General features: G+C 65.0%; 19 protein-coding genes. 9 read left to right on the top strand and 10 right to left on the bottom strand.

All coding sequences use genetic code 11. The annotated features are described in order from the left end of the window. The first annotated feature begins 124 nt into the window (after positions 1-124). Positions 125-1,696, top strand: coding sequence for a catalase (locus tag ABDJ38_RS14465; RefSeq protein WP_346785837.1), 1,572 nt, complete (start codon positions 125-127; stop codon positions 1,694-1,696). Positions 1,697-1,702: 6 nt separating this feature from the next. On the opposite strand, the gene ABDJ38_RS14460 is transcribed toward ABDJ38_RS14465, so the two are convergent. From ABDJ38_RS14460 to ABDJ38_RS14450, 3 genes are all read right to left on the bottom strand, one after another. After that, positions 1,703-2,260 (bottom strand): Smr/MutS family protein, encoded by a 558-nt coding sequence (locus ABDJ38_RS14460; protein ID WP_346785836.1) that lies wholly within the window; start codon positions 2,258-2,260, stop codon positions 1,703-1,705. Then, positions 2,257-3,306: a murein transglycosylase A gene (gene mltA, locus ABDJ38_RS14455; protein ID WP_346785835.1), complete on the bottom strand. Its 1,050-nt coding sequence runs from the start codon at positions 3,304-3,306 to the stop codon at positions 2,257-2,259. The genes ABDJ38_RS14460 and mltA overlap by 4 nt, the downstream gene beginning before the upstream one ends. Before the next feature lie 139 nt (positions 3,307-3,445). Next, positions 3,446-4,102, bottom strand: a complete 657-nt coding sequence (locus tag ABDJ38_RS14450; protein WP_346785834.1) for a Tim44/TimA family putative adaptor protein — start codon at positions 4,100-4,102, stop codon at positions 3,446-3,448. A gap of 268 nt (positions 4,103-4,370) precedes the next feature. Between ABDJ38_RS14450 and secB the strand changes: the two genes are divergently transcribed. The 5 genes from secB to ABDJ38_RS14425 all read left to right on the top strand — a co-directional run bounded on the left by secB (position 4,371) and on the right by ABDJ38_RS14425 (position 9,656). Beyond that, positions 4,371-4,898 carry a protein-export chaperone SecB gene (secB, locus tag ABDJ38_RS14445; protein WP_346785833.1) on the top strand — a complete coding sequence of 176 codons (528 nt, stop codon included), beginning with the start codon at positions 4,371-4,373 and terminating at the stop codon, positions 4,896-4,898. A gap of 28 nt (positions 4,899-4,926) precedes the next feature. Beyond that, positions 4,927-6,510, top strand: coding sequence for a murein biosynthesis integral membrane protein MurJ (gene murJ, locus ABDJ38_RS14440; RefSeq protein ID WP_346785832.1), 1,584 nt, complete (start codon positions 4,927-4,929; stop codon positions 6,508-6,510). A 201-nt stretch (positions 6,511-6,711) separates the two neighbouring features. Next, positions 6,712-7,755 (top strand): tryptophan--tRNA ligase, encoded by a 1,044-nt coding sequence (gene trpS, locus ABDJ38_RS14435; RefSeq protein ID WP_346785831.1) that lies wholly within the window; start codon positions 6,712-6,714, stop codon positions 7,753-7,755. A gap of 151 nt (positions 7,756-7,906) precedes the next feature. Next, complete coding sequence (locus tag ABDJ38_RS14430) at positions 7,907-8,617, top strand: DUF4136 domain-containing protein (RefSeq protein WP_346785830.1); 711 nt, start codon at positions 7,907-7,909, stop codon at positions 8,615-8,617. A gap of 70 nt (positions 8,618-8,687) precedes the next feature. Next, the gene (locus tag ABDJ38_RS14425) at positions 8,688-9,656 is read left to right on the top strand and encodes an alpha/beta hydrolase fold domain-containing protein (RefSeq protein ID WP_346785829.1); all 969 of its coding nucleotides are present in this window, start codon (positions 8,688-8,690) and stop codon (positions 9,654-9,656) included. 88 nt (positions 9,657-9,744) lie between these two features. On the opposite strand, the gene dut is transcribed toward ABDJ38_RS14425, so the two are convergent. From dut to ABDJ38_RS14390, 7 genes are all read right to left on the bottom strand, one after another. After that, positions 9,745-10,239 carry a dUTP diphosphatase gene (gene dut, locus ABDJ38_RS14420; RefSeq protein ID WP_346785828.1) on the bottom strand — a complete coding sequence of 165 codons (495 nt, stop codon included), beginning with the start codon at positions 10,237-10,239 and terminating at the stop codon, positions 9,745-9,747. Continuing rightward, positions 10,232-11,884, bottom strand: a complete 1,653-nt coding sequence (locus ABDJ38_RS14415; RefSeq protein WP_346785827.1) for a bifunctional phosphopantothenoylcysteine decarboxylase/phosphopantothenate synthase — start codon at positions 11,882-11,884, stop codon at positions 10,232-10,234. The genes dut and ABDJ38_RS14415 overlap by 8 nt, the downstream gene beginning before the upstream one ends. A gap of 87 nt (positions 11,885-11,971) precedes the next feature. Continuing rightward, on the bottom strand, positions 11,972-13,102 hold the full coding sequence (locus tag ABDJ38_RS14410; protein WP_346785826.1) for a hypothetical protein: 1,131 nt from the start codon (positions 13,100-13,102) through the stop codon (positions 11,972-11,974). Next, positions 13,099-14,214, bottom strand: a complete 1,116-nt coding sequence (locus tag ABDJ38_RS14405) for a hypothetical protein (protein ID WP_346785825.1) — start codon at positions 14,212-14,214, stop codon at positions 13,099-13,101. The genes ABDJ38_RS14410 and ABDJ38_RS14405 overlap by 4 nt, the downstream gene beginning before the upstream one ends. After that, positions 14,202-15,761 carry a 2-polyprenylphenol 6-hydroxylase gene (ubiB, locus tag ABDJ38_RS14400; RefSeq protein ID WP_346785824.1) on the bottom strand — a complete coding sequence of 520 codons (1,560 nt, stop codon included), beginning with the start codon at positions 15,759-15,761 and terminating at the stop codon, positions 14,202-14,204. Before ubiB ends, ABDJ38_RS14405 begins: the two co-directional genes overlap by 13 nt. A gap of 4 nt (positions 15,762-15,765) precedes the next feature. Continuing rightward, a complete protein-coding gene (locus ABDJ38_RS14395; RefSeq protein ID WP_346785823.1) occupies positions 15,766-16,497 on the bottom strand; it encodes a class I SAM-dependent methyltransferase in 732 nt (243 codons plus the stop codon). Continuing rightward, on the bottom strand, positions 16,494-17,435 hold the full coding sequence (locus ABDJ38_RS14390; protein WP_346785822.1) for a DMT family transporter: 942 nt from the start codon (positions 17,433-17,435) through the stop codon (positions 16,494-16,496). Before ABDJ38_RS14390 ends, ABDJ38_RS14395 begins: the two co-directional genes overlap by 4 nt. 70 nt (positions 17,436-17,505) lie before the next feature. Here ABDJ38_RS14390 and mutM point away from each other — a divergent pair, with 70 nt between their 5' ends. The 3 genes from mutM to dnaA all read left to right on the top strand — a co-directional run bounded on the left by mutM (position 17,506) and on the right by dnaA (position 20,634). Next, the gene (mutM, locus tag ABDJ38_RS14385; protein WP_346785821.1) at positions 17,506-18,321 is read left to right on the top strand and encodes a bifunctional DNA-formamidopyrimidine glycosylase/DNA-(apurinic or apyrimidinic site) lyase; all 816 of its coding nucleotides are present in this window, start codon (positions 17,506-17,508) and stop codon (positions 18,319-18,321) included. Positions 18,322-18,461: 140 nt separating this feature from the next. Beyond that, positions 18,462-18,722 (top strand): 30S ribosomal protein S20, encoded by a 261-nt coding sequence (gene rpsT, locus ABDJ38_RS14380; protein WP_346785820.1) that lies wholly within the window; start codon positions 18,462-18,464, stop codon positions 18,720-18,722. Positions 18,723-19,173: 451 nt separating this feature from the next. Then, entirely contained in the window at positions 19,174-20,634 is a 1,461-nt protein-coding gene (gene dnaA, locus ABDJ38_RS14375; protein WP_346785949.1) for a chromosomal replication initiator protein DnaA, read from the top strand. Positions 20,635-20,826 lie beyond the last annotated feature (192 nt).

The following is a 20,826-nucleotide window of genomic DNA, read 5'->3' as shown; positions in this document are numbered from 1 at the left end:
GCCCCCGGCAGCAATGCCGGGGGCTTTTTCGTACCTGCGCACCCGCGATATATTTGCGCCGTGAGGAACGGCTGCGCGCTCCACCCGTAAACTCGTCGAAAGTCATGCGAGAAGGACAGGCCCGATGAGCAGCAAGCTTCCCCCAACCACCACCGATGCCGGCATCCCGGTCGCCAGCGAAGAGCATTCGCTCACCGTCGGGCCGGACGGGCCGATCCTGCTGAACGATCATTACCTGATCGAGCAGATGGCCAACTTCAATCGCGAGCGCATTCCCGAACGGCAACCGCATGCCAAGGGGTCCGGCGCGTTCGGCTATTTCGAAGTGACCGGCGACGTTTCGAAATACACCAAGGCCAGCTTCCTTCAGCCCGGCGCGAAAACGGAAACCGCGATGCGCTTTTCGACCGTCGCCGGCGAACGCGGCAGCCCAGACACATGGCGCGATCCGCGCGGCTTCTCGGTCAAATTCTACACCGGGGATGGCAATTTCGACATGGTCGGCAACAACACGCCGATTTTCTTCATCCGCGACCCGCTCAAGTTCCAGCACTTCATCCGCAGCCAGAAGCGCCGCGCCGACAACGGCCTGCGCGATCATGACATGCAGTGGGATTTCTGGACGCTCAGCCCCGAAAGCGCGCATCAGGTTACCTACCTTATGGGCGATCGCGGCGTGCCCAAGAACTGGCGCGAGATGAATGGCTATTCCAGCCACACCTACATGCTCTTCAATGAGGCGGGCGAGAAGTTCTGGGTCAAGTGGCACTTCCACACCGATGCAGGCGACGGCAACGCGCACCTGACGCAGGACGAGGCCGACAAGATGGCCGGGCAGGACGGCGACTATCACCGCCGCGACCTGTTCGATCATATCGCCAAGGGCGACTATCCTAGCTGGACGCTCAAGTTTCAGATCATGCCGTTCGAGGATGCCAAGACCTACCGCATCAACCCGTTCGATCTGACCAAGACCTGGCCGCATGACGACTATCCGCTGATCGAGGTCGGCAAGCTGGTGCTCGACACCAACCCGGTCGATTGGGATACGCAGATCGAGCAGCTCGCTTTCGAGCCGAACAACATGGTACCGGGCATCGGCCTCAGCCCCGACAAGATGCTGCTGGCGCGCGGTTTCTCCTACGCCGATGCGCACCGGGCGCGGTTGGGCGTCAATTACAAACAGATCCCGGTCAACCAGGCGAAGAATGCCGAGGTGAACAGCTATTCGCGCGCGGGCAAAGGCCGCACGGTGAATGCGGTGGACCCGGTCTATGCGCCCAATTCCTATGGTGGCGCACACGCCCAGCAAGAACGCGAGCTGGAGGCAAGCTGGCACAGCGATGGCGACATGGTCCGCGCGGCCTACACGTTGCGCGAGGACGATGATGACTGGAGCCAGGCCGGCGCGCTGGTACGCGACGTGATGGACGATCCAGAGCGCGACCGCTTCGTCGACAATGTGGCCGGACACCTGGCCGATGGCGTCAGCGAGGCGGTGCTGCTGCGCGCGTTCGACTACTGGAAAAATGTCGATGCCAAGATCGGCGAGCGGATCGAGAAGAAGGTGCGCGACATGCTCGGCGGAGAATCGAAGGCGCCCGGCATGGCCAGCGCCGAAAGCATCGATGGCTATCAGGGCATTCCCGCATCAGCCGACATTGCCCGCATCGATGAAGGCAGCCGCAAGGTCTAAGCCGGCCTAGCGCTGCCGCCGCAGCACCAGATAGAGCGCGCCCTCGCCTCCGTGGCGACGGTGCGCGTTTCTCACGGCGGCGATTTCACCCGCGTGCGGACCCGCGGCGAGCCAGTCGAGGATCTTGGCACGGATCGCCCCGCGCCTCTCGCCCCGGTCGGCAGAGGCAGCGGGGCGCGGCTTGCCAGTGATGAGCAGCACCATGCGCGCGCCCATCGCCTTGGCCTGCGCCAACCCCGTATCAAGCCGCGCGTGCGCCTGTTCGAGCGTGTGGCCATGCAGGTCGAGCGTGAAATCGGGCGCGATCGCGGCGCGGGCGAGGCGGCGCTCCCAGTGCGAATCGAGGCCGGGTGCAGGTGGAGGCGGAGCTGACACTGCCTTGGGCGGCGCAGCGGGGGGCACGCGGCCCTTGGCCTTCCTGACCGGCGCCTTGGCCGGTTCGGGCATCGGCACGACAGGCTTCGGCGCCACCTTGCGGACCGGATGGAGCGGGGTCACGCTGGCGGCCAGCCGGTCCCACAGCGCCGCCTCTTCGGGCGAGAGGCCGCGTGGGTGGCGGCTCATCGCGGCAGCCGGTCGGCGGCGGCCTTGGGCAGGAGGATCAGCGCCTCGCCCCGCGCGCTCATCCCGCCGGCGATGCTGCGCGCCTGCTCGCCCGCACCCCAGAAGGTGTCGAAGCGGTTGGCGCCCTTGATCGCGCCGCCCGTATCCTGCGCTACCCACAGGCCGTTGGCCACATCACGGTCCGTCTCGAGCAGCACCGGCGCGCCATAGGGTACGAACTTCGGATCGACCGCCACCGAGCTATGCCCACGCACCGGCACCCCCAGCGAACCGAGCGGGCCATCGCCCTCCAGCACACGGAAGAACACCCAGCTGCGGTTCTCACGCATCAGCGCCGCGCCAGCCTGCGGGTTCTCACGGATATATTGCATGATGCCCTGCATCGAGCCCGAATACTGCCCCGGACCGCTCCCCAGCAGCCCGCGTGCGCGCATCAAGCCGCCGATGCCGGTGTAGGCATGGCCGTTCTGCCCAGCATAGCCGATGCGGATGATCTCGCCCTCAGGCGTACGCAACCGGCCCGAGCCCTGAATCTGGAGGAAGAACAGTTCGACCGGGTCCGCTGCCCACCCGATCTCCAGCCCGCGCCCGGCAAGCGCCCCCCGCTCGATCTCGGCACGGTCATAGTAGGGAACGCATGAGCCGGTCGCGGTGCGGCGTGACAGCGGCGGATTGCCCACCCGGTCGGCGTCAAGCGTGCCATCGCGCCAGCAGCGCACCAGATCGTCGGGGACGCCATAGACCGGCGCATCATAGCCGGGGCGGCGGGTGCGGCTGCCGCGAATCTCGGGCTCGAAATAGCCGGTGGCATAGGCCTTGCCATCGCCCACCCGCACGGGCCGGAAGTAGCGCCCGAAAAAGGCGGTCGCCTGGTCGCGCGGCCAGGTGGTTACGGCGGCACACGGCGCTTCCCAGTCGCTGGTCCGGGTCAGGCCCGAAGCGTCCTCGCGGCGAAGCGCGAAGTTGCAAGAGGCTGAGAAGCTGGCAAGCGCTGCGGCCGCATCCTCGGGATCGACCCGGACGGAAGCAGGCAGCGTGGCGCGCATAGCCCCAAGCGCTGCCGCATTTGCAGCTGCGGCAACGGGCCCGCCAGGGCGCGACGGCAGCGCCGAGCAGCTCGCCAAAGCGGCAGACAGGCCAAGAGCAAAGAGGAAGCGGGGCGCGAGGGACACGCCCAGCCGATTATCAGCCGACGTCGGTTTCGTCGAGCAGCCAGTCAGGCCCGGCGGCATTCACATTGCGGCTGAAGGTCCAGACATCGCGGCTTTCCACCGCATCGTCGAGCGAGCCGGCAATCATCGTGCCATCCTTATCGCGCGTGACCGAAGCGATATCGGACACGAACCGCACCGAGATGCGCGCGGTGCGGCCATCGAGCATGGCCGAGTGGATCGTTGAATCCTCGATCCGGATCAGCCGGTTTTCGAGCATCTGGCCCGATTCCTCGCGCTCGGTGATGGCGGCATCGAAACTGGCGTAGACATCGTCGTCGCACAGCTGACGCAGCTCTTCACGGTCGCCCCGCCAGAAAGCTTCGAGCACCATCCTGTAAGCGCCGCGCGCGCCTTCGAGGAAGGGAATGAGCTGGAACGAGCGGTCCGCCGCAGCGATATCTCGCAGGCCGTTCTCGATCGCGGGCGCAAAGCCGCCGGTGAGGTTTTCCGCCCGCGGCGCCTCTGCCTGCGCAGCCGACGGAGCCGGCTGCGGTGCAGCATCTTCAGGCCTTTCGAACCGGTTGGCCACCATTTCCTCCTCGTGCTCGGCCCGGCGACCAAGCACCGAATAGAGCCGCATGCCGAGGAAGGCGGCGATCATGGCGAGGATGATGATTTCAGGTATCACACAATTTGTCCCGCAGCGGTGCAGGCGACATCGGCGCCTGCCGTCTTAGTAATTGGCTATTGTGTAGCAGATAGGCACCAATATCAAATGAACAACCGCAAAGCAGGACCAATTCGGCCCATTGCCCGCGCATTTCGACAGCGCCTGCGCCGGATCCGTTGCGGCGCGCCCCCAGTGCTGCTAGTCGCTCGCGCCAGATCAACCGGGCCTATCCCCTGCTGCGTGATTGGCAGGGCCAGCCCCCGCAGCAAACTTGAGAGACCCGAACATGGCCGATGAAGGCAACGTCCTGTCCAATCTTGGTTCCGCCCCCAATGGCGCCGATAACCAGCCGGTCGCTGGCGTGATTTCGCAGTATGTGAAGGATCTCTCGGTTGAGAACCCGAAGGCTCCGGATAGCTTCAACTGGCGCGGCCAGCCGGAAATGGACGTGCAGTTCAACATCGGCGCGAACAAGGTCAGCGACGAGGTTACCGAGGTCGAACTCAAGATCACCGCCACCAGCAAGACCAGCGAAGGCGTCGCCTATATCGTCGAGCTGAGCTATTGCGGCCTGATCGGCATGCGTAACATGCCCGACGAGCAGATCCACGCCTTCACCTACGCCGAAGCGCCGCGCCTGCTGTTCCCCTTCGCCCGCCGGGTGATCGCCGACGCTGTGCGCGATGCGGGCTTTGCCCCGCTCCTGCTCGACCCGATCGACTTCAACGGGCTGTATCTCCAGCAGCTCGCCCAGCGCCGCACCGAGGAAGGTGCTGCGGCTCCGGCTGCCGACCAAACAAGCGGCGAGGCCTGATCCTCCCCGCCAGCAAGGCACCAGGGCCATGAGCCTGCTCAAGAACGTCGGCACGATCGGATCGCTGACCTTGGTCAGCCGGATCGCCGGCATGGCGCGCGAGATGATCTTCTCACGCGTCCTGGGCGCAAACGAGGTGACGGACGCCTGGTTTCAGGCGTTCATCATCCCCAACGTGTTCCGCCGCCTGTTCGCCGAGGGCGCTTTCTCCGCCGCCTTCGTGCCGATGTTCTCGAAGAAGCTTCACGCCGATAGCGAAGAGGGCGGCGGGCTCGATGCCGCGCGCAAGTTCTCGAACGAGGTGCTGTCGATCTTCGTACCCGCGCTGCTGGCGCTGACCGCGATTTTCGAAGTCATCATGCCGGGGGTGATCTGGCTTCTCTCGGACAAGCCGATCGACGCAGACGAGTTCGCCTACTCGGTCGACTTCGCGCGGATCATGTTCCCCTATATCCTGCTGATCAGCCTCGTGACGCTGCTTACAGGCATGCTCAATTCGGTCAGCAAGTTCATGCCCGGCGCGAGCTTTCCGATCATCCTCAACATCGTGCTGATCGCGGCGCTACTGGGGGCCGATGCGCTGGTGGAAACAGGCGCGCCGGTGGAGGAACTGGGCTATATCATTGCCTGCGCCGTGCCGGTGGCAGGCCTGTTGCAGCTCGCGTGGCTGGTCTACTGGGCACGCAAGTCGAAATTCCGCATGCGGCTCGCCCGCCCGCGCCTCACCCCCGAGGTCAAGCGGCTGGCGATCATCGCCCTGCCCGCTGCGATTGGTGGCGGTGCCTATCAGATCAACACCCTGATCCAGCTCTATTTCCTTAACCAGCTCGAAGGCAGCGCGGTTAGCTGGATGAACTATGCCGACCGCCTCAACCAGCTTCCGCTCGGCATTATCGGCATTGCGCTGTCCACCGCGATCCTGCCCACGCTCTCGCGCTTTATCGGGGCAGACAACCGCGAGGGCGCTGCCCGCGTGCAGTCCGACGCCATCGAGATCGGTCTCCTGCTGACCCTGCCTGCTACCGTGGCGTTGGGCGTGTGCGGGGTGCCGTTCATCACGATGATCTTCGAGGGCGGACGCTTCGCCATGGCGGACGCTGCGGCCACCGGCGGCGTGCTCTCGATGCTGGTGCTTGGCCTGCCCGCCTATGTCCTGGTGAAGGTGCTGGTCCCCAATTTCTACGCCCGCTCCGACACCCGCACGCCCGTCTATGCGGCCTTTTTCAGCCTTGCGATATTCGTCGCCTTCAACCTTGCCTTCCTGCATCGGCTGGGCGTCGAGGGCGTCGCGCTGGCAAGCGCGATCGGGGCCTGGGTCAACCTTGCCTACCTCTACACCGTACTGGTGAAGCGCGACTACTATCGCGGCAGTTGGACGCTGCTCGGTCGCATCCTGCGGCAGTTGCTGGCCGCCGGAGCAATGGGCGCAGCGCTGTTCTGGGCGCAAGACTTGCTGACGAGCTACTACTCCGCCGGACTGTTCGCCCGCCTGTTCGCGCTGGCGGTGCTCGTTGCCTGTGCGGCTCTGGTCTATTTCGGCGTGGCCTTTCTGGTCGGCGCCATCGACCGCGCGCGGATCGCGCAGATGCTCGGCAAGCGCGCCGAAACCTGAGACTTTCCTGACGAACGAATCCTGCTATGCCGCACCCGATGGAAACAAACCTTCAGACCTGCATCACGGCCCGCATCGGCCGGGGAGCCTGGGCCTGGCGAGGCTGCAGCTTCGCGCGCGCCGCGCGCTGATCCTGCCCGCTCGGCAGCATAAGGCCGAGCCATCTTCCTGCCAGTTTCCCAATTCGAAAGACCTGACCTCATGCGCATCGTATCCGGTATCCAGCCCACCGGCTCACTTCACCTTGGCAACTATCTCGGCGCCATCCGCAACTGGGTGCGGATGCAGGACGACCTCGCCGCAACTGACGGCGAGAACGGCCAGTGCCTGTTCTTCCTCGCCGACCTGCACGCCATCTCGATGCCGCACGAACCGGCCGCGCTCCACGCAGCCACGCTGGAGATGACCGCCGTGCTGACCGCCTGCGGGATCGATTCGTCGCGCTCGATACTGTTCAATCAGGCGCAGGTGCCCGCCCATGCCGAGCTGCAATGGCTGTTGAACGGCACGGCCCGGATGGGCTGGCTGAACCGCATGACGCAGTGGAAGGACAAGGCAGGCAAGAACCGCGAAGGCGCCAGCGCCGCGCTGTTCACCTACCCTGTGCTGCAAGCGGCCGACGTGCTGCTCTATCAGGCCACCCACGTGCCTGTGGGCGACGACCAGCGCCAGCACCTCGAACTGGCGCGCGACATTGCGCAGAAATTCAACAACGACTTTGCCCCAAAGAACGAGAATGGCGAGGAAGCGCCGGTCTTCACCCTCCCCGAGGCGATCACCCCGCCCGCCGCCGCGCGCATCATGAGCCTGCGCGATGGTTCGAAAAAGATGAGCAAGTCCGATCCTTCGGAAATGAGCCGGATCGAGCTGGCCGACGATGCCGACACCATGGCGCAGAAGATCAAGAAGGCGAAGACCGACCCCGAACCGCTGCCCAGCGAGGTGGCCGGGCTAGAGGACCGTCCCGAAGCGCTTAATCTGGTCACGATCTACTCCGCTCTTGCCGACACCACGCACGAGGCGGTGCTGAGCCAGTTCGGCGGACAGGGCTTCGGCGCGTTCAAGCCCGCGCTGGCGGAGCTGCTGGTCGAAAGTCTTGCGCCGGTGCGCGACAGGTTCGTCGAGCTGCGGCAGGACCGCGAAATGCTCGACGCGATCCTCGCACGCGGCGCGGCACAGGCGCGCGAGCTGGGCATCCCCACGCTCGATGCGGCCTACAAGGCGCTGGGTCTCGTGCGCGGCTGACCATCTGGCATGAACGGGCGGCCCCTACCCATGCCGCCCGTTCATTCAAGGCTCATTCAGCCCATCCTTGCCAGATACCGGTCTATCGTAGAGAAAAGGTCTGCCCGCCGGCTTCGATGCCGCGCAGAATGCAGGCCGGAGTGAGAGACCCATGGCAAATACAACCCTTCGTCGCTTCGTGAAGCTCGCCGCCGCGCCGCTGCTTCTGGCCGGGCTTTCTGCCTGTGCAACTTCTTTCAATGCCGACGTAAGTCGCTTCGAAAGCCGCCTGCCCGCCCCGCAGGGTCAGACCTTCGCGGTCGTCGCCGACGATCCGGAACTGGCCGGCGGTCTCGAGTTCGCGCTCTATGCCGACTATGTCGAGGCCGAGATGGCCGAGTTGGGCTATACTCAGGCCTCCAGCCCAGAGGATGCCACCTTACTGGTGCGCTTCGACTATGGCGTCGATCAGGGGCGCGAACGTGTGCGCTCGAGCGGCTTTTACCGCGACCCGTTCTATGACAGCTGGTACGGCTATTCGCGCCCCGTGGTCTATCGCGGCTATGATGGCCGCCCGCGCGTCGCCTATCTGCCGAGCCGCGCCTGGGGCTATGGCTGGCACGATCCGTTCTTCGGCGGCCCCAGCTATCGCGGGGTGGACAGCTACACCGTCTATACCAGCGGTATCGAGCTGAAGATCGACGACGCAAAGAGCGGCGAGCGCCTGTTCGAAGGCAATGCCGAGGCGGCATCGACCTCCAACCGCCTGCAGTATCTGGTTCCCAACCTGGTCGAAGCCATGTTCACCGACTTCCCCGGCAACTCGGGCGAGACGGTGCGTATTTCGATCAAGCCCGAGGACCAGCCGGTCAAGCGCGACTAGGCTTGGGGCTTTCCCTCGCAAGCATAATCCGGCAAGCAGCTCGGAACGAATGCTCACGGGGGAAAATCGTATGAGAACCTGGCTGCTGGCTGCCACCTGCCTGTCACTTGCCGCCTGCGGCAGCGAACCTGTCGAGGAAGAGATGACTGAAGAAGCGATGCCGTCGCAATGGCCCGGCCTTCCTGCCGACAAGGCTGCGCAGATTGCTGCCATTGGCCCCGTGATCGATCCTCCGGCCAGCATCGCGGTGGTGCAGGGGATGGTCGAGGCCCCGCCCTATGACGATGTGACGATCACGAGCGATGTGGCCTATGGCGAAGACACGGCCCAGCGGCTCGACATCTATACCGAGAACGCTGCCGACGAGACGACGGCGCGTCCGGTGCTGGTGTTCGTCCACGGCGGCGGCTTCGTCGGCGGGAGCAAGGCAGGCGACGGCTTCTACCCGCAGAACGTCACCGCCTTCGCCGCGCGCAATGGCATGGTCGGTGTGAACATGGAGTATCGCTTCGCCCCGGTTGCCCAATGGCCCGCCGGACGTGACGATCTGGCTGCCGTGGTCCAATGGGTGCGCGACAACATCGCCGACTATGGCGGCGACCCCGATCAGGTGGTTCTGTTCGGCCATTCGGCGGGCGCGAGCCACGTGGCCGACTATGTCCAGCACGCCGACCTGCACGGCCCAGAGTTCTCGAGCGTGAAAGGCGCGCTGCTGCTCTCCCCCTATTACACCGCCACCGAAGGCGAAGATCACGTCTATTATGGTAGCGACACTGCCGCGCATACGGCCGACGCCGCCGTCACAAGGCTTGGCGCAGTGCAGGTGCCGCTGATGCTCGCCTATGCCGAGCACGACCCCGAGCAGTTCACGAGCTTCGCCAAGGCCGTGGAAGCGCAGCTGTGCACCGAGGGTGCGAGCGGCAATTGCCCCACCATGCTGCTCTTGAAAGGCCACAACCATATCACCGAAGGCGCGACAATTGGCTCTACCGACCAGAGCCTGTCAGGGCCGTTTATGGAGTGGGTGCGCGGGCTTTAGGGGCCGGAGCACTCGCCCGTTCGTCCTGAGGAGGGCGCGAAGCCGCAGGCTGGGTGCCCGCCTCGAAGGACAGGCGATACCAACGCCGCTAGCGCAAAGGCGCGTAATCGCGGCTCGGTGCGGAGGTCCGCTGTTCGGAGACGCCGGTCGACCCGAAGCCGCCCTCGCCGCGCGCGGTTTCGTCAAGCTCTTCCACCTCGTCCCACTGCGCCAGCGTGACCGGCGCGAGCACCAGTTGCGCAATGCGGTCGCCGCGCTGGATGGCAAAGTTGTCCTCGCTCAGGTTCACGAGGATCACCTTCACCTCGCCGCGATAGTCGCTGTCGATGGTGCCGGGCGTGTTGGGGACCATGATCCCGTGCTTCAGCGCCAGCCCCGAACGCGGGCGAACCTGGATTTCAAACCCTTCGGGAATGGCCATGGCAAAGCCGCTTGCCACCGCGTGACGCATACCCGGCCGCAGAATGACGTTTTCGGCCGCAAGCACGTCCATCCCGGCAGCGCCCGCCGTGGCATAGCGCGGCAAGTCCAGCCCGTGCCCATGCGGCAGGCGGCGGATACGGACGGGAACAGTCTCAGACATTAGCGGTCAGCTTCTCGGCAATCTTGGCAACGAGGCGGGTGGCGACGTCCTGCTTGCTCATCGGTTTCCATTCTTCGGCCTTGCCTTCGAGAATGAGATGAACCTGATTGTCTTCGCCGCCCATGACATCGCCTGATACATCATTGGCTACGATCCAGTCGACTCCTTTGCTCTTGCGCTTCTTGCGCGCGCTCTCGATCACGTTCTCGGTCTCGGCGGCAAAGCCGATCAGGAGGTCGGGCCGCTGCGGGCTGGCGGCGATCGTTGCAAGGATATCGGGGTTCTCGGTGAGGATCAGCGCGGGTGGAGCCGAAGACCGCTTCTTGAGCTTCTCCTCGCGATAATCGCGCGGGCGCCAGTCGGCCACCGCAGCCACCATCACCGCCGCATCGGCAGGCAGCGCAGCCTTGACCGCCTTGGCCATGTCCTCCGCGCTTTCCACATCGATCCGGTCGACCCCGAGCGGGGTGCGAAGGTTTACCGGGCCTGACACCAGCGTCACCCGCGCGCCCGCAGCGGCGGCAGCGGCGGCGATGGCATAGCCCTGCTTGCCCGAGCTGCGGTTGGCGAGATAGCGCACCGGGTCGATTGGCTCGTGCGTCGGCCCGGCGGTGATGAGTACGTGCTTGCCATAGAGCGGTCGGTGCTCGACCGGCTCCTCGAAACCGGGTTGCCCGGCGAGCGGGTCGAACCTGTCCAGCGCGTCGTCAAACGCCAGCTCGCTCGGCGCGTCGAGCGCATTGGCAAGCGGATAATCGAGTGGGCGCGTGGGCGCTGCCGCATCTTCGCCCTCGAAGGGCTGCGGCGCGCTCTGGCGGGCGTTCACCTCGTGGTTGATCGCCTCGCGGTCGGTCGGCGGGGCGGCCTTGGCAATGCCTTTCTTCGCGAGCAGCGATCCGGAATCCGAATAGTCAGGTTCGGGCAAGTCCGGGCCATCGGAGGGTTCAGCTTCGAAGCCATCGTCCTCGTCCGGCTCCTGCCCCTCATCGCCGCCCCGGAACGAGCGCGGGATGATCGAGGCGAGCAGGCCCGACAGCCCGCCCGGATGATCGACCCCGAGGTTGCCGTCCTCGTCCTCATAGTCGATCCCGACCACGCTCGGATCCAGGCCAAGCATGTCGGCAATTTCGAGCCAGACCATCTCGGGATCGGGCAAACGCCCCGGCCCGAATTCGCCGCAGGCCATCTCGCCAAGCTCGGGTTGCATCACTCGGAGCCCGCTTTCGCGCAGGGTGAACACGTTGCGTTCGGTCGCCTCGTTAAGCCACATCTGCACGTTCATCGCGGGCACGGCCAGTACCGGCTTGTTGGTGGCGAGGATCAGCGTTGTAGCCAGATCGTCGGCGATTCCGTGGGCCATCTTGGCAAGCAGGTTCGCCGTCGCCGGACAGACCACCACGAGGTCGGCCTCGCGGGTCAGCTGGATATGGCCGATTTCGGCCTCGTTCTTCAGATCCCACAAGGTGGTGTGGACCTGATTGCCCGACAGCGCAGCCAGCGCCATCGGGGTGACGAACTTGGCGCCGCTGTCAGTCAGCACGCAGGTGACATCGCCCCCGCCCTTGCGGATCAGGCGCACAAGTTCGCACGACTTGTAAGCGGCAATTCCGCCGCCGATCACCAGCAGGATACGTGGCTCTGCCATTACCTGTTCGTGGCCCTCCTGGCCAAATCACTGCATTTCAAAGACTAGTCATGCGACCAGCATTTTTCCAGCCATGCCCGACTATGGTTAAATATGCCCTTCCCTGCGGCTGGAAACCTTGCCGCGCGCTGCGGCCACCAGATCGGCCACAGCACGCGGCGCAAAGGCAAAACCTGCCGCATAGAGAGGCAGGACGATCAGAATCCAGTAGTAGTTCTCGGCTCGCGCGAACAGCGCCATCATCAGGAAGAATCCTGCAAAAGCGAGGCAAGCAAAGCCTGCCCGCTTGCCCCCGAGCGAGGCCCATCCGACCAGCGGCAAAACCGCGAGTGGGGCGGCAAGCCAAGTCGGCAGCGTGAGCAGCGGGGTCATCCGCACCATCCCCATGAGCGGAAGCGCCGGGCCGGCCATGGCCTTCCAGCCCGGAGAGGCGAGACCTCCGTCCGCCACCGCAGCCGCCACGCCCAGCGAATGCAGCCACAGTCCAAGCCCGAACAGCCCAACAATGCCAGCCACCCAACCCGCCTCGCGCCAGCGCCCCGCCACCAAGGCGAGCGCAAGCCAGAGGAGCACAAAAGGCAAGGCAAGCTCGCGCACTGCCAGCGCCATCGCCGCGAATATCAGAGAGGGCCAGAAGTTGGTCGTTCGATAGGAGAGCAACGCCAGCGTCAGCAGGATTCCGGCAACCGATTCGTGCGACAGCGGCCCTTGCCGCGCGAACAGGCTCGCGCCGCCCAGCAGCAGCGCAAAGGCCCCCACCACCCGCTCGGCAAGCCCGGTGCGATCCTGCGTCAGCGGCAGGAACAGCCCGATAGACACCACCAGCATGGCGACCAGGACATGGCCAAGCCTCTCCAGGCCGAGCCAGCTTTGAGCATAGGCCAGGGTCGGCAGGCGCACGGTCACAAAGGGCTTTACCGGATAGCGGTTGGCACGCTGCTCGGTGACGGCGGCCTCGTAGTAGTTCTCGCCCGCATCGACACGCTTGTAAATCCGGCGATAGAGTTCGTAGTCGCCGATGCCCTTCTTGCCGTTGTTTTCAGCCTTGGTGACCTGCGCCTTCACCTCACCGCTACGCATCTGCGGCACGGCCACGGTGCTCCAGGCCAAGGTCCCAACCAGCGCGAGGAGCGCGGCCAGAGCCCCCAGCCGCGGCAGGTGCCGCAATGGCCGATCAAGCGCGCACCAGCGGGCCAGCCAGTCAGCCGCCACGCTCATTGCCCGCGCGCCGACGCCCACAGGCTGGAAAGCGCGCGCGGCACGAAGGCAAGGCCCACGAACCACACGGGCATCACCACCAGCGCCCAGTAGAAATTGTTTTCGCGTCCGAAAGTCATGAAGCCAAGGCCATAGCCGAAACACAGCAGAAAACCGGTCAGGCCAAGGTCGCTGCGCCATCCGGCCCAACCAATCAGCGGAAGCAAGACCAGCGGTGCGGCCAGCCATGATGGGAGCAACTGCAAGGGGCTGGAGGCGACAATGTTGCCGGTCCACCCGCCGAGCCCACGCAAAGCCAGCCAACCGGGCGAAACCGGGTCTGCCGTGCTGGCAAGCGCTCCGACGAGGCTGACATGTGCCGCAAGGCCGATCAGGAACAGGCCGGCCACCAAGCTCCAGGCCACGGCCTCCACCCGTTCGCCGCGCATCAGCGCCATCGTCCCCATCAGGCAGACATAAGGCAAGGCCAGTTCGCGCAAAGCAAGTGCGGCGGCGGCAAAGACCAACGCCCAGCCCCATTGGCCGGGGCGATAGAGGCCCAGGCTGAGCGCCACGAACATCCCGGCCCAAACCTCGTGCAGAGCCAAATAGTGCGGCTTGAACCCGGCCAGCGCGCCAATGGCCAAGAGCAGGAGAATATAGGTACGATATTCGCGCCCGCCCGGCTCGTTCTCCAGCCTGTCCCACCAGGCAATGAACACGGCAACGCCCAGCACGAAGGCTACCGCCATCATCCCCCAAGGCCCGACATGGCCGCTGACCCAAGCCAGCGTGGGCAAGCGCACGGCGACGCCCGGACGCACCGGAAAATCGCGCGCGCGCTGCTCTTCTATCGCGACGACATAGTAATTCTCGCCCTCGCCCACGCGTTCGGCAATGCGATCGTACAACCTGAGATCGGTATCGCGGTCCGCGCTTTCATCGGTCTCGGTCATGAGAGCGGAGGCCACGCTCGCCACCGCATTGCCTGGCACGTCCTCGGGCACCGGCCTTGCGGCCAGCGCCGCCGCGACCAGCAGCAGGGTAAAGCCCAGGAGTACCAGTACCGCCGCGCCGGGGGCCCACTTAGCAAACCGGTCGAACTTCCTCGTTCGCGCGCCTAGCTGAGCCATCCAGCCACACTTCCCGCCCAGACCAGAGCGCCGCCTGCCAGAGCTGCCATCACATAGCCGAGCAAGCCGCGCCCAGGCACGCGCGCGCGCCGCTCCCAGATCAGCTCCACCTCTGGCAAGGGGGGCGGTTCGGGCGCTCCGCCGCGCGGGGGATAGAGCTCCTCCAAGCGCCTGATCAGCGCGGGCACGCGCAGCAGCGTGTCGGTGTCTTCCTTGATGCGGTCGGCAATGGCGCTTTCAGGGCCAAGCTCGTCACGAATCCAGTCGCGCACATAGGGCGCGGCCACGTCCCACATGTTGATCTGCGGATCGAGCTGGGTGGCGATGCCTTCGACCATCACCATGGTCTTTTGGAGCAGCAACAGGTGCGGCTGCGTCTGCATATCGAAATCGCGAGTGATCGCAAAAAGACCATCGAGCATCTGCCCGACGCTCAACTCGCTAACCGGCTTGCCGCGCATCGGCTCGCCCACGGCGCGCAGCGCGGTCGCGAACTCGTCGACCGAGTGATAGCTCGGCACATATTGCGCCTCGAAATGGATCTCGGCCACGCGCTTGTAGTTGCCGGTGGTCAGGCCATAGAGGATCTCGGCCAGCCACTGCCGCGCGCGGCGGTCGATCCGGCCCATGATCCCGAAATCGATTGCGACGATGGTGCCATCGGCGCGCACGAACAGGTTGCCCTGATGCATGTCGGCATGGAAATAGCCCGCGCTGATTGCCTGCGTCAGGAAGGCCAGCACCAGCCGCCGGGCAAGGTCGGGCAGGTCGTGCCCGGCCTCGATCAGCTTGTCGGTCTGCGAAATCTTGATCCCGTCGATCCAGGCAATCGTCAGCACCCGGCCATTGGTGCGGTCCCAGTCTATATCGGGCACTTCATAGCGGTCGATGGCGACCATCGCGTCGGCCAGTTCTGAAGCCGAGGCGGCCTCACGCCGCAGGTCCAGCTCGCGGTTGGTCCAGCGCTTGAAATTGGCGATGGTGAGCCGCGGGCGCAGCCGCTGCGCCTCGCCGCCCATCGCCTCCAGATGCGCTGCGGCCCATTCATAGGTGGCTATGTCGCGCTCGAACTTCTCGCGGATGCCGGGCCGCAGCACCTTGATCGCCACGGTGCGCCCGTCGATGGTGATGCCCTTGTGGACCTGCGCGATAGAGGCAGCCCCCACCGGCACCGGATCGACCTCGGCAAAGATGTCTTCCAGCGGCCGTTCGAAGCCGCGCTCGATCTGTTCGCGGATTTTCTCGAAGGGAACCGGCGGCAGGCTGTCCTGCAGGCTCAAGAGGTTGCGCGCGGCATCCTCGCCGACAAGGTCGGGCCGGGTGGCGAGCGTCTGCCCGAGCTTGATCGCGGCAGGGCCGATGGCCTGAAAGGCCGCGGCATAGTCAGGCTCGCGCGGCTGCACCGTGCCAAAGCGAGCAAGGCGGCACAGTCGCTTGACCGGCGCGGGCGTGTTCGGATCGGCCTCGATCCCGCGCAGCGCACCGTGGCGCGCCAGCGTGCGCCCCCACTTCAGCAGGCGCCAGATATGCGTGGCGGGAGTGGTCAAGAGATCAGACCTTCCACCCCGAATGAATCGCAACCAGCCCGCCGAGGATCGGCTCGACCTTGGTGCGCACGAACCCGGCGTCGCGGATCATCTGCTCGAACTCCGGCATCGGCGGGAAGCGGCGGATCGATTCGATCAGATATCGATAGCTCTCGGCATCGCCTGCGATCATCTGGCCCAGCTGCGGCACCAGCTTGTGCGAATAAAGGTCATAGGCCTCCTTCGCTCCGGGCCAGTTCATGGTCGAGAATTCGAGGCAGAAGAACCGCCCGCCGAACTTGAGCACCCGGTGCGCCTCGCGCAGCGCCTTGTCGATATGCGTCACGTTGCGGATACCGAAAGCGATGGTGTAGGCGTCGAACTGGCGGTTGGTGAAGGTCAGCTCCTCGGCGTTCTGGCGCGACCAGACAAGGCCATCGATCCCGCGTTGCATCGCGCGTTCGATGCCAACATCGAGCATCTCCTGGTTGATGTCGGAGACGATCACGCTCGCGCCCTCGTCGGCCATGCGGAATGCGATGTCGCCGGTGCCGCCCGCCATATCGAGGATCTGCTCGTTCGCCTGCGGTTTCACCCGGCGCACGAACTGGTCCTTCCACAAGCGGTGCAACCCGCCCGACATCGCATCGTTCATGATGTCGTATTTGCTGGCCACGCCGGAGAACACCGCGCCGACGCGCTTGGTCTTCTCGGCGGGATCGACGTCTTCGTAGCCGAAGGATACCTGCTCGCTCATCGTTTGCCCTCTAGCGGCGTAGGGCGCGGTGCGCCACCGGCTTGTTGCTGCCGCAGCGCCCACAGGCCCAGCGCAATACCCAGGCCGATCAGCATGATGCCCACTGCGTGATACCAGTGCAGCACCTCGCCCAGCAACAGCGCCGAAAGCAGCGCGCCGAACACCGGCAGCAAGGTGATCGACTGCCCCGCCCGCGCCGCGCCCAGTTGCCCGGCCGCATAGTTGTAGATGAAGTAGCTCACCAGCGACGGGAACAACGCCACATAGACCAGCGCCAGAGCGGTGCCCGTGCTCCACACGATGCGCAGGCCCGCGCTCCATTCCCACAGCGCCAGCGGGGCATTCGCCAGCACACCAATGGCAAAGGTGACCGCCACGAAGCTGATCGGGGCAACCTCAGGGCGCAACTTCAGGAAGACAGTGTAAAGCGACCAGACCAGCACCGACACGAGCACCAGCGCATCGCCCCTGCCGAGATGCAGCGCCAGTGCGCGCGCCGGATCGCCCTCGAACACGATGAACACCACGCCCATCATGGTTGCCAGTGTTCCGGCGATCTGCACCGTTCCGCTGCGCAAGCGGAAGAACACCCGATCGAGCAGCAGGACCACGCCCGGCACGGCCGCCTGCAACAGTAGCGCATTGGTTGCGGTGGTGAACTGGAGGCCCGAATACAGCAGCGAATTGAAAGCGCCGATGCCGAGCACACCCAGCACCAGCACCGGCATCCAGGCGCGCTTCAATTCGGGCCAATCGCGCCGCAACGGCGTAATGGCAAACGGGGCAAGCAACGCCAGCGCGCCGGTCCAGCGGATGAAGGCCAAGGTCAGCGGAGGGATCTGCCCAGCCACCGCGCGCCCGACAATAGAATTGCCCGCCCAGAAAATCATGACCAGCGCGAGCAGCGCCATCGCGCGATAGTTCGAATTGTTTGTCATCGCAGGCCTGTTAATGGCGCCCGGCAGGCTTGGCGATGACAGAAAGCCTTGCCCGCCCTAAATCAGCGCCATGCCCGAACTGCCCGAAGTCGAAACCACCGTACGCGGCCTTGCCCGCTTCCTCGAAGGCGAGCGAATCGCGCGGGTGCAAGTGAACCGGCCCGACATGCGCTTCGCCTTCCCGCCCGACCTCGTGCAGGTGCTGACCGGAGCGACGATTTCCTCGCTGGGGCGGAGGGCGAAGTATGGCCTGCTCCACACCGACCGCGCCGCCACGCTGATCTTCCACCTCGGCATGAGCGGACGCTGGCGGATCGATCCCGAGAGCGACGAGAAGCACGATCACCTCGTGCTCGAAACGGCGCAGCACCGCTTTGCGCTTAACGATCCGCGCCGGTTCGGCTTTGTCGATCTCGTCCCCACCGACCGGCTCGATGCGTGGCGCGCCTTTGCCGCGATGGGGCCCGAACCGCTCGGCAGCGAGCTGACCGCCGCCCACCTCAAGGCCGCGCTGGCGGGGCGCAAGCAGGCGATCAAGCTGTGCCTCCTCGATCAGGCCATCGTCGCGGGGCTCGGCAATATTTACGTGTGCGAGGCGCTGTTCCGGGCACGGATCGATCCGCGCAAGGCGGGCGGCAAGGTCTCGCGGCCCGCGCTCGAAAGGCTGGTCCCGGCGATCCGCGAGGTGCTCGAACAGAGCATTGCCGACGGCGGCTCTTCCTTGCGCGACTATGCCGCGCCGAGCGGAGAACTGGGCTATTTCGCCACCCGCTTTGCCGTCTATGGCCGCACGGGCGAGCCTTGCCTGCGCGAGGACGGCGGCGTAATCCAGCGGCTGGCTCAGGGCGGGCGCAGCACCTGGTATTGCCCGCGCTGTCAGCGTTAGGGGCTATATGCGCCTTTGCTTGACCGAATCTCTGCATGGAGCTATGGGCCGCGCTTTCCAGCGGGCTCCCGCCTGCTTCCGCACGTTTACAACAGAGACATCCGGGCGCTCTCCAGCGTTCGTGGAGACGAAGGACAGACATGGCCAATACGCCGCAAGCCAAGAAGCGCATCCGTCGCAACAACAAGCGCGCCGAGATCAACGGCGCGCGCATGAGCCGCATCCGCAGCTTCGTGAAGAGGGTCGAGCTGGCCTGCACCGAAGGCAACAAGGAAGCCGCGTCGACCGCCCTCAAGGCCGCCCAGCCCGAACTGGCGCGCGGTGTCGCTCGCGGCGTGCTCCACAAGAACACCGCCTCGCGCAAGCTGAGCCGGCTGACCAAGCGCGTCGCCGCTCTCTGATTCGCGTCTCGGCGGCGGTGATTCGCTGCCGCAATGCACAATAATCGGAACAGATTTGGAACGGGCCGGTGATCCTTTCACCGGCCTTTTTTCGTACCTAGGTCTTTCCGCTCATTGGCATCCGACAAAAGGCCATGAATCCAACGATTCGCGATCCTGTCACATAACTATTCTTTAATTTCAAAAACTTGAACGGAGGGCTGCGGCACCCCAAGGTGTCAAGCCGGTATATTTAAGATTTTTTACAGGCTCGGCCTTGCCCCTCCAGCCAAGTCGTCCAATAGTCCTCCTCGCGGTCAACGGGAGGTCATCCCGGGCCGCTTACAGATCCAAATGCAACACGACCGGCGGCGCCGCATATAGCCGCGCCGTGCGGGGAGGTCGTGTCTGCGAGAGGGGCAGCATCTGTCGGTTGGGCATTTTGAGCAGGAATGACAAGACAATGATACGGATGGGGCCACAAGCAGGACGCGTACGCAAAGACAAGAACGGGAACAGCGTGGAAAATATCGAGGAGAGCGAAGCCCTGGACCTGGCAGCGGACTGGGCGGACATCAGCCAGGGCCTGCGCAAGGACCTCGGCCACCAGCTGCACCAGCAGTGGATCAAGCCGATCCAGCTCGGCAAGCTCGACAAGGCCACCGGCACGCTCGAGCTGTTTCTGCCGAGCGAGTTTCTCGCCAACTGGGTGCGCAAGAACTATCTCGACCGTCTGTCGCTGGCGTGGAAGATCATCCGCAATGGCGTGCGTCAGGTCGATGTGAAGGTGCATCCCGGTCGTCGGCGGATGTCGGACATCAGCCTCAAGAGCCAGGACCACTTCGGCAATGTCGCCGCCAACGATCCGTCGCTGGCGATGGAATCGATCGGCGACGATGGCTTTACCTCTTCGGTCGGCCTCGACCCGACGCAGACCTTCGCCGCCTTCGTTACCGGCACCGGCAACGTGCTGGCGAAGAACGCTGCCGAGCGCATGGCTCAGGCCGAAAAGCCGCAGTTCTCGCCGCTCTATCTCAAGGCCGCCACCGGCCAGGGCAAGACGCACCTGCTGCATGCCATCGGCCACCAGTATCTGCGCACCTTCCCGCGCGCCCGCATCTTCTACTGCTCGGCCGAGCGCTTCATGGTCGAGTTCGTGCAGGCGCTGAAGTCGAACGAGATGATCGAGTTCAAGGGCCGTCTGCGGGGCTTCGACCTGCTGCTGGTGGACGACATCCAGTTCATCATCGGCAAGGCCAGCGCCCAGGAAGAGCTGCTTTACACGATCGACGCGCTGCTCAACGAAGGCAAGCGGCTGGTCTTCGCCGCCGACCGTGCGCCGCAGGCGCTCGACGGGGTCGAGCCGCGTTTGCTCAGCCGCCTGTCGATGGGTCTGGTCGCCGACATCCAGCCTGCCGATATCGAACTGCGGCGCGCGATTCTCGAATCGAAGCTGACCAAGTTCGCCCCGCTCGCCGTGCCCGAGGATGTGATCGACTTCCTCGCCCGCACCGTCAGCCGCAATGTGCGCGAGCTGGTCGGCGGGCTGAACAAGCTGATAGCCTATGCCCAGCTGACGGGTCAGGAAGTGTCGCTCCAGCTTGCCGAAGAGCAGCTGACCGACATTCTCTCGGCCAACCGCAAGCGCATCACGATTGACGAGATCCAGCGCACCGTCTGCCAGTTCTACCGCATCGACCGTGCGGAGATGAGCAGCAAGCGCCGCGCCCGCGCCGTGGTGCGTCCGCGACAGGTGGCGATGTACCTTTCCAAGGTGCTGACCCCGCGCAGCTACCCCGAGATCGGACGGAAGTTCGGCGGCCGCGATCACTCGACCGTGATTCACGCCGTGCGTCTGATCGAAGACCTGCGCACCCGCGACGCCGATATGGACGGCGACGTGCGCAGCCTGCTGCGCCAGCTTGAGAGCTGAGGCCCCACTAAGGCCCGGTCCTTCGAAACGGCCTCAGGACGAACGGATGATATTAATTCCCGTTCGTCCTGAGGAGCGAAGCTGAAAGCAGAGCGTCTCGAAGGACCAACCGCCTTTCCCTCGCTTTTCGACAAACTTGTCCCCTACCCCGCCGCCCCGGTTTTCCCGGCGCGGTGCACAGGCTTATGCACC

Origin of the sequence: Aurantiacibacter flavus (assembly GCF_039710615.1) — a bacterium.
In the GTDB taxonomy this organism is placed as follows: Bacteria; Pseudomonadota; Alphaproteobacteria; order Sphingomonadales; family Sphingomonadaceae; genus Alteraurantiacibacter; species Alteraurantiacibacter flavus.
Note: the sequence above shows the minus strand (reverse complement) of the source record. Positions and strands in the feature narration are given on the sequence as shown.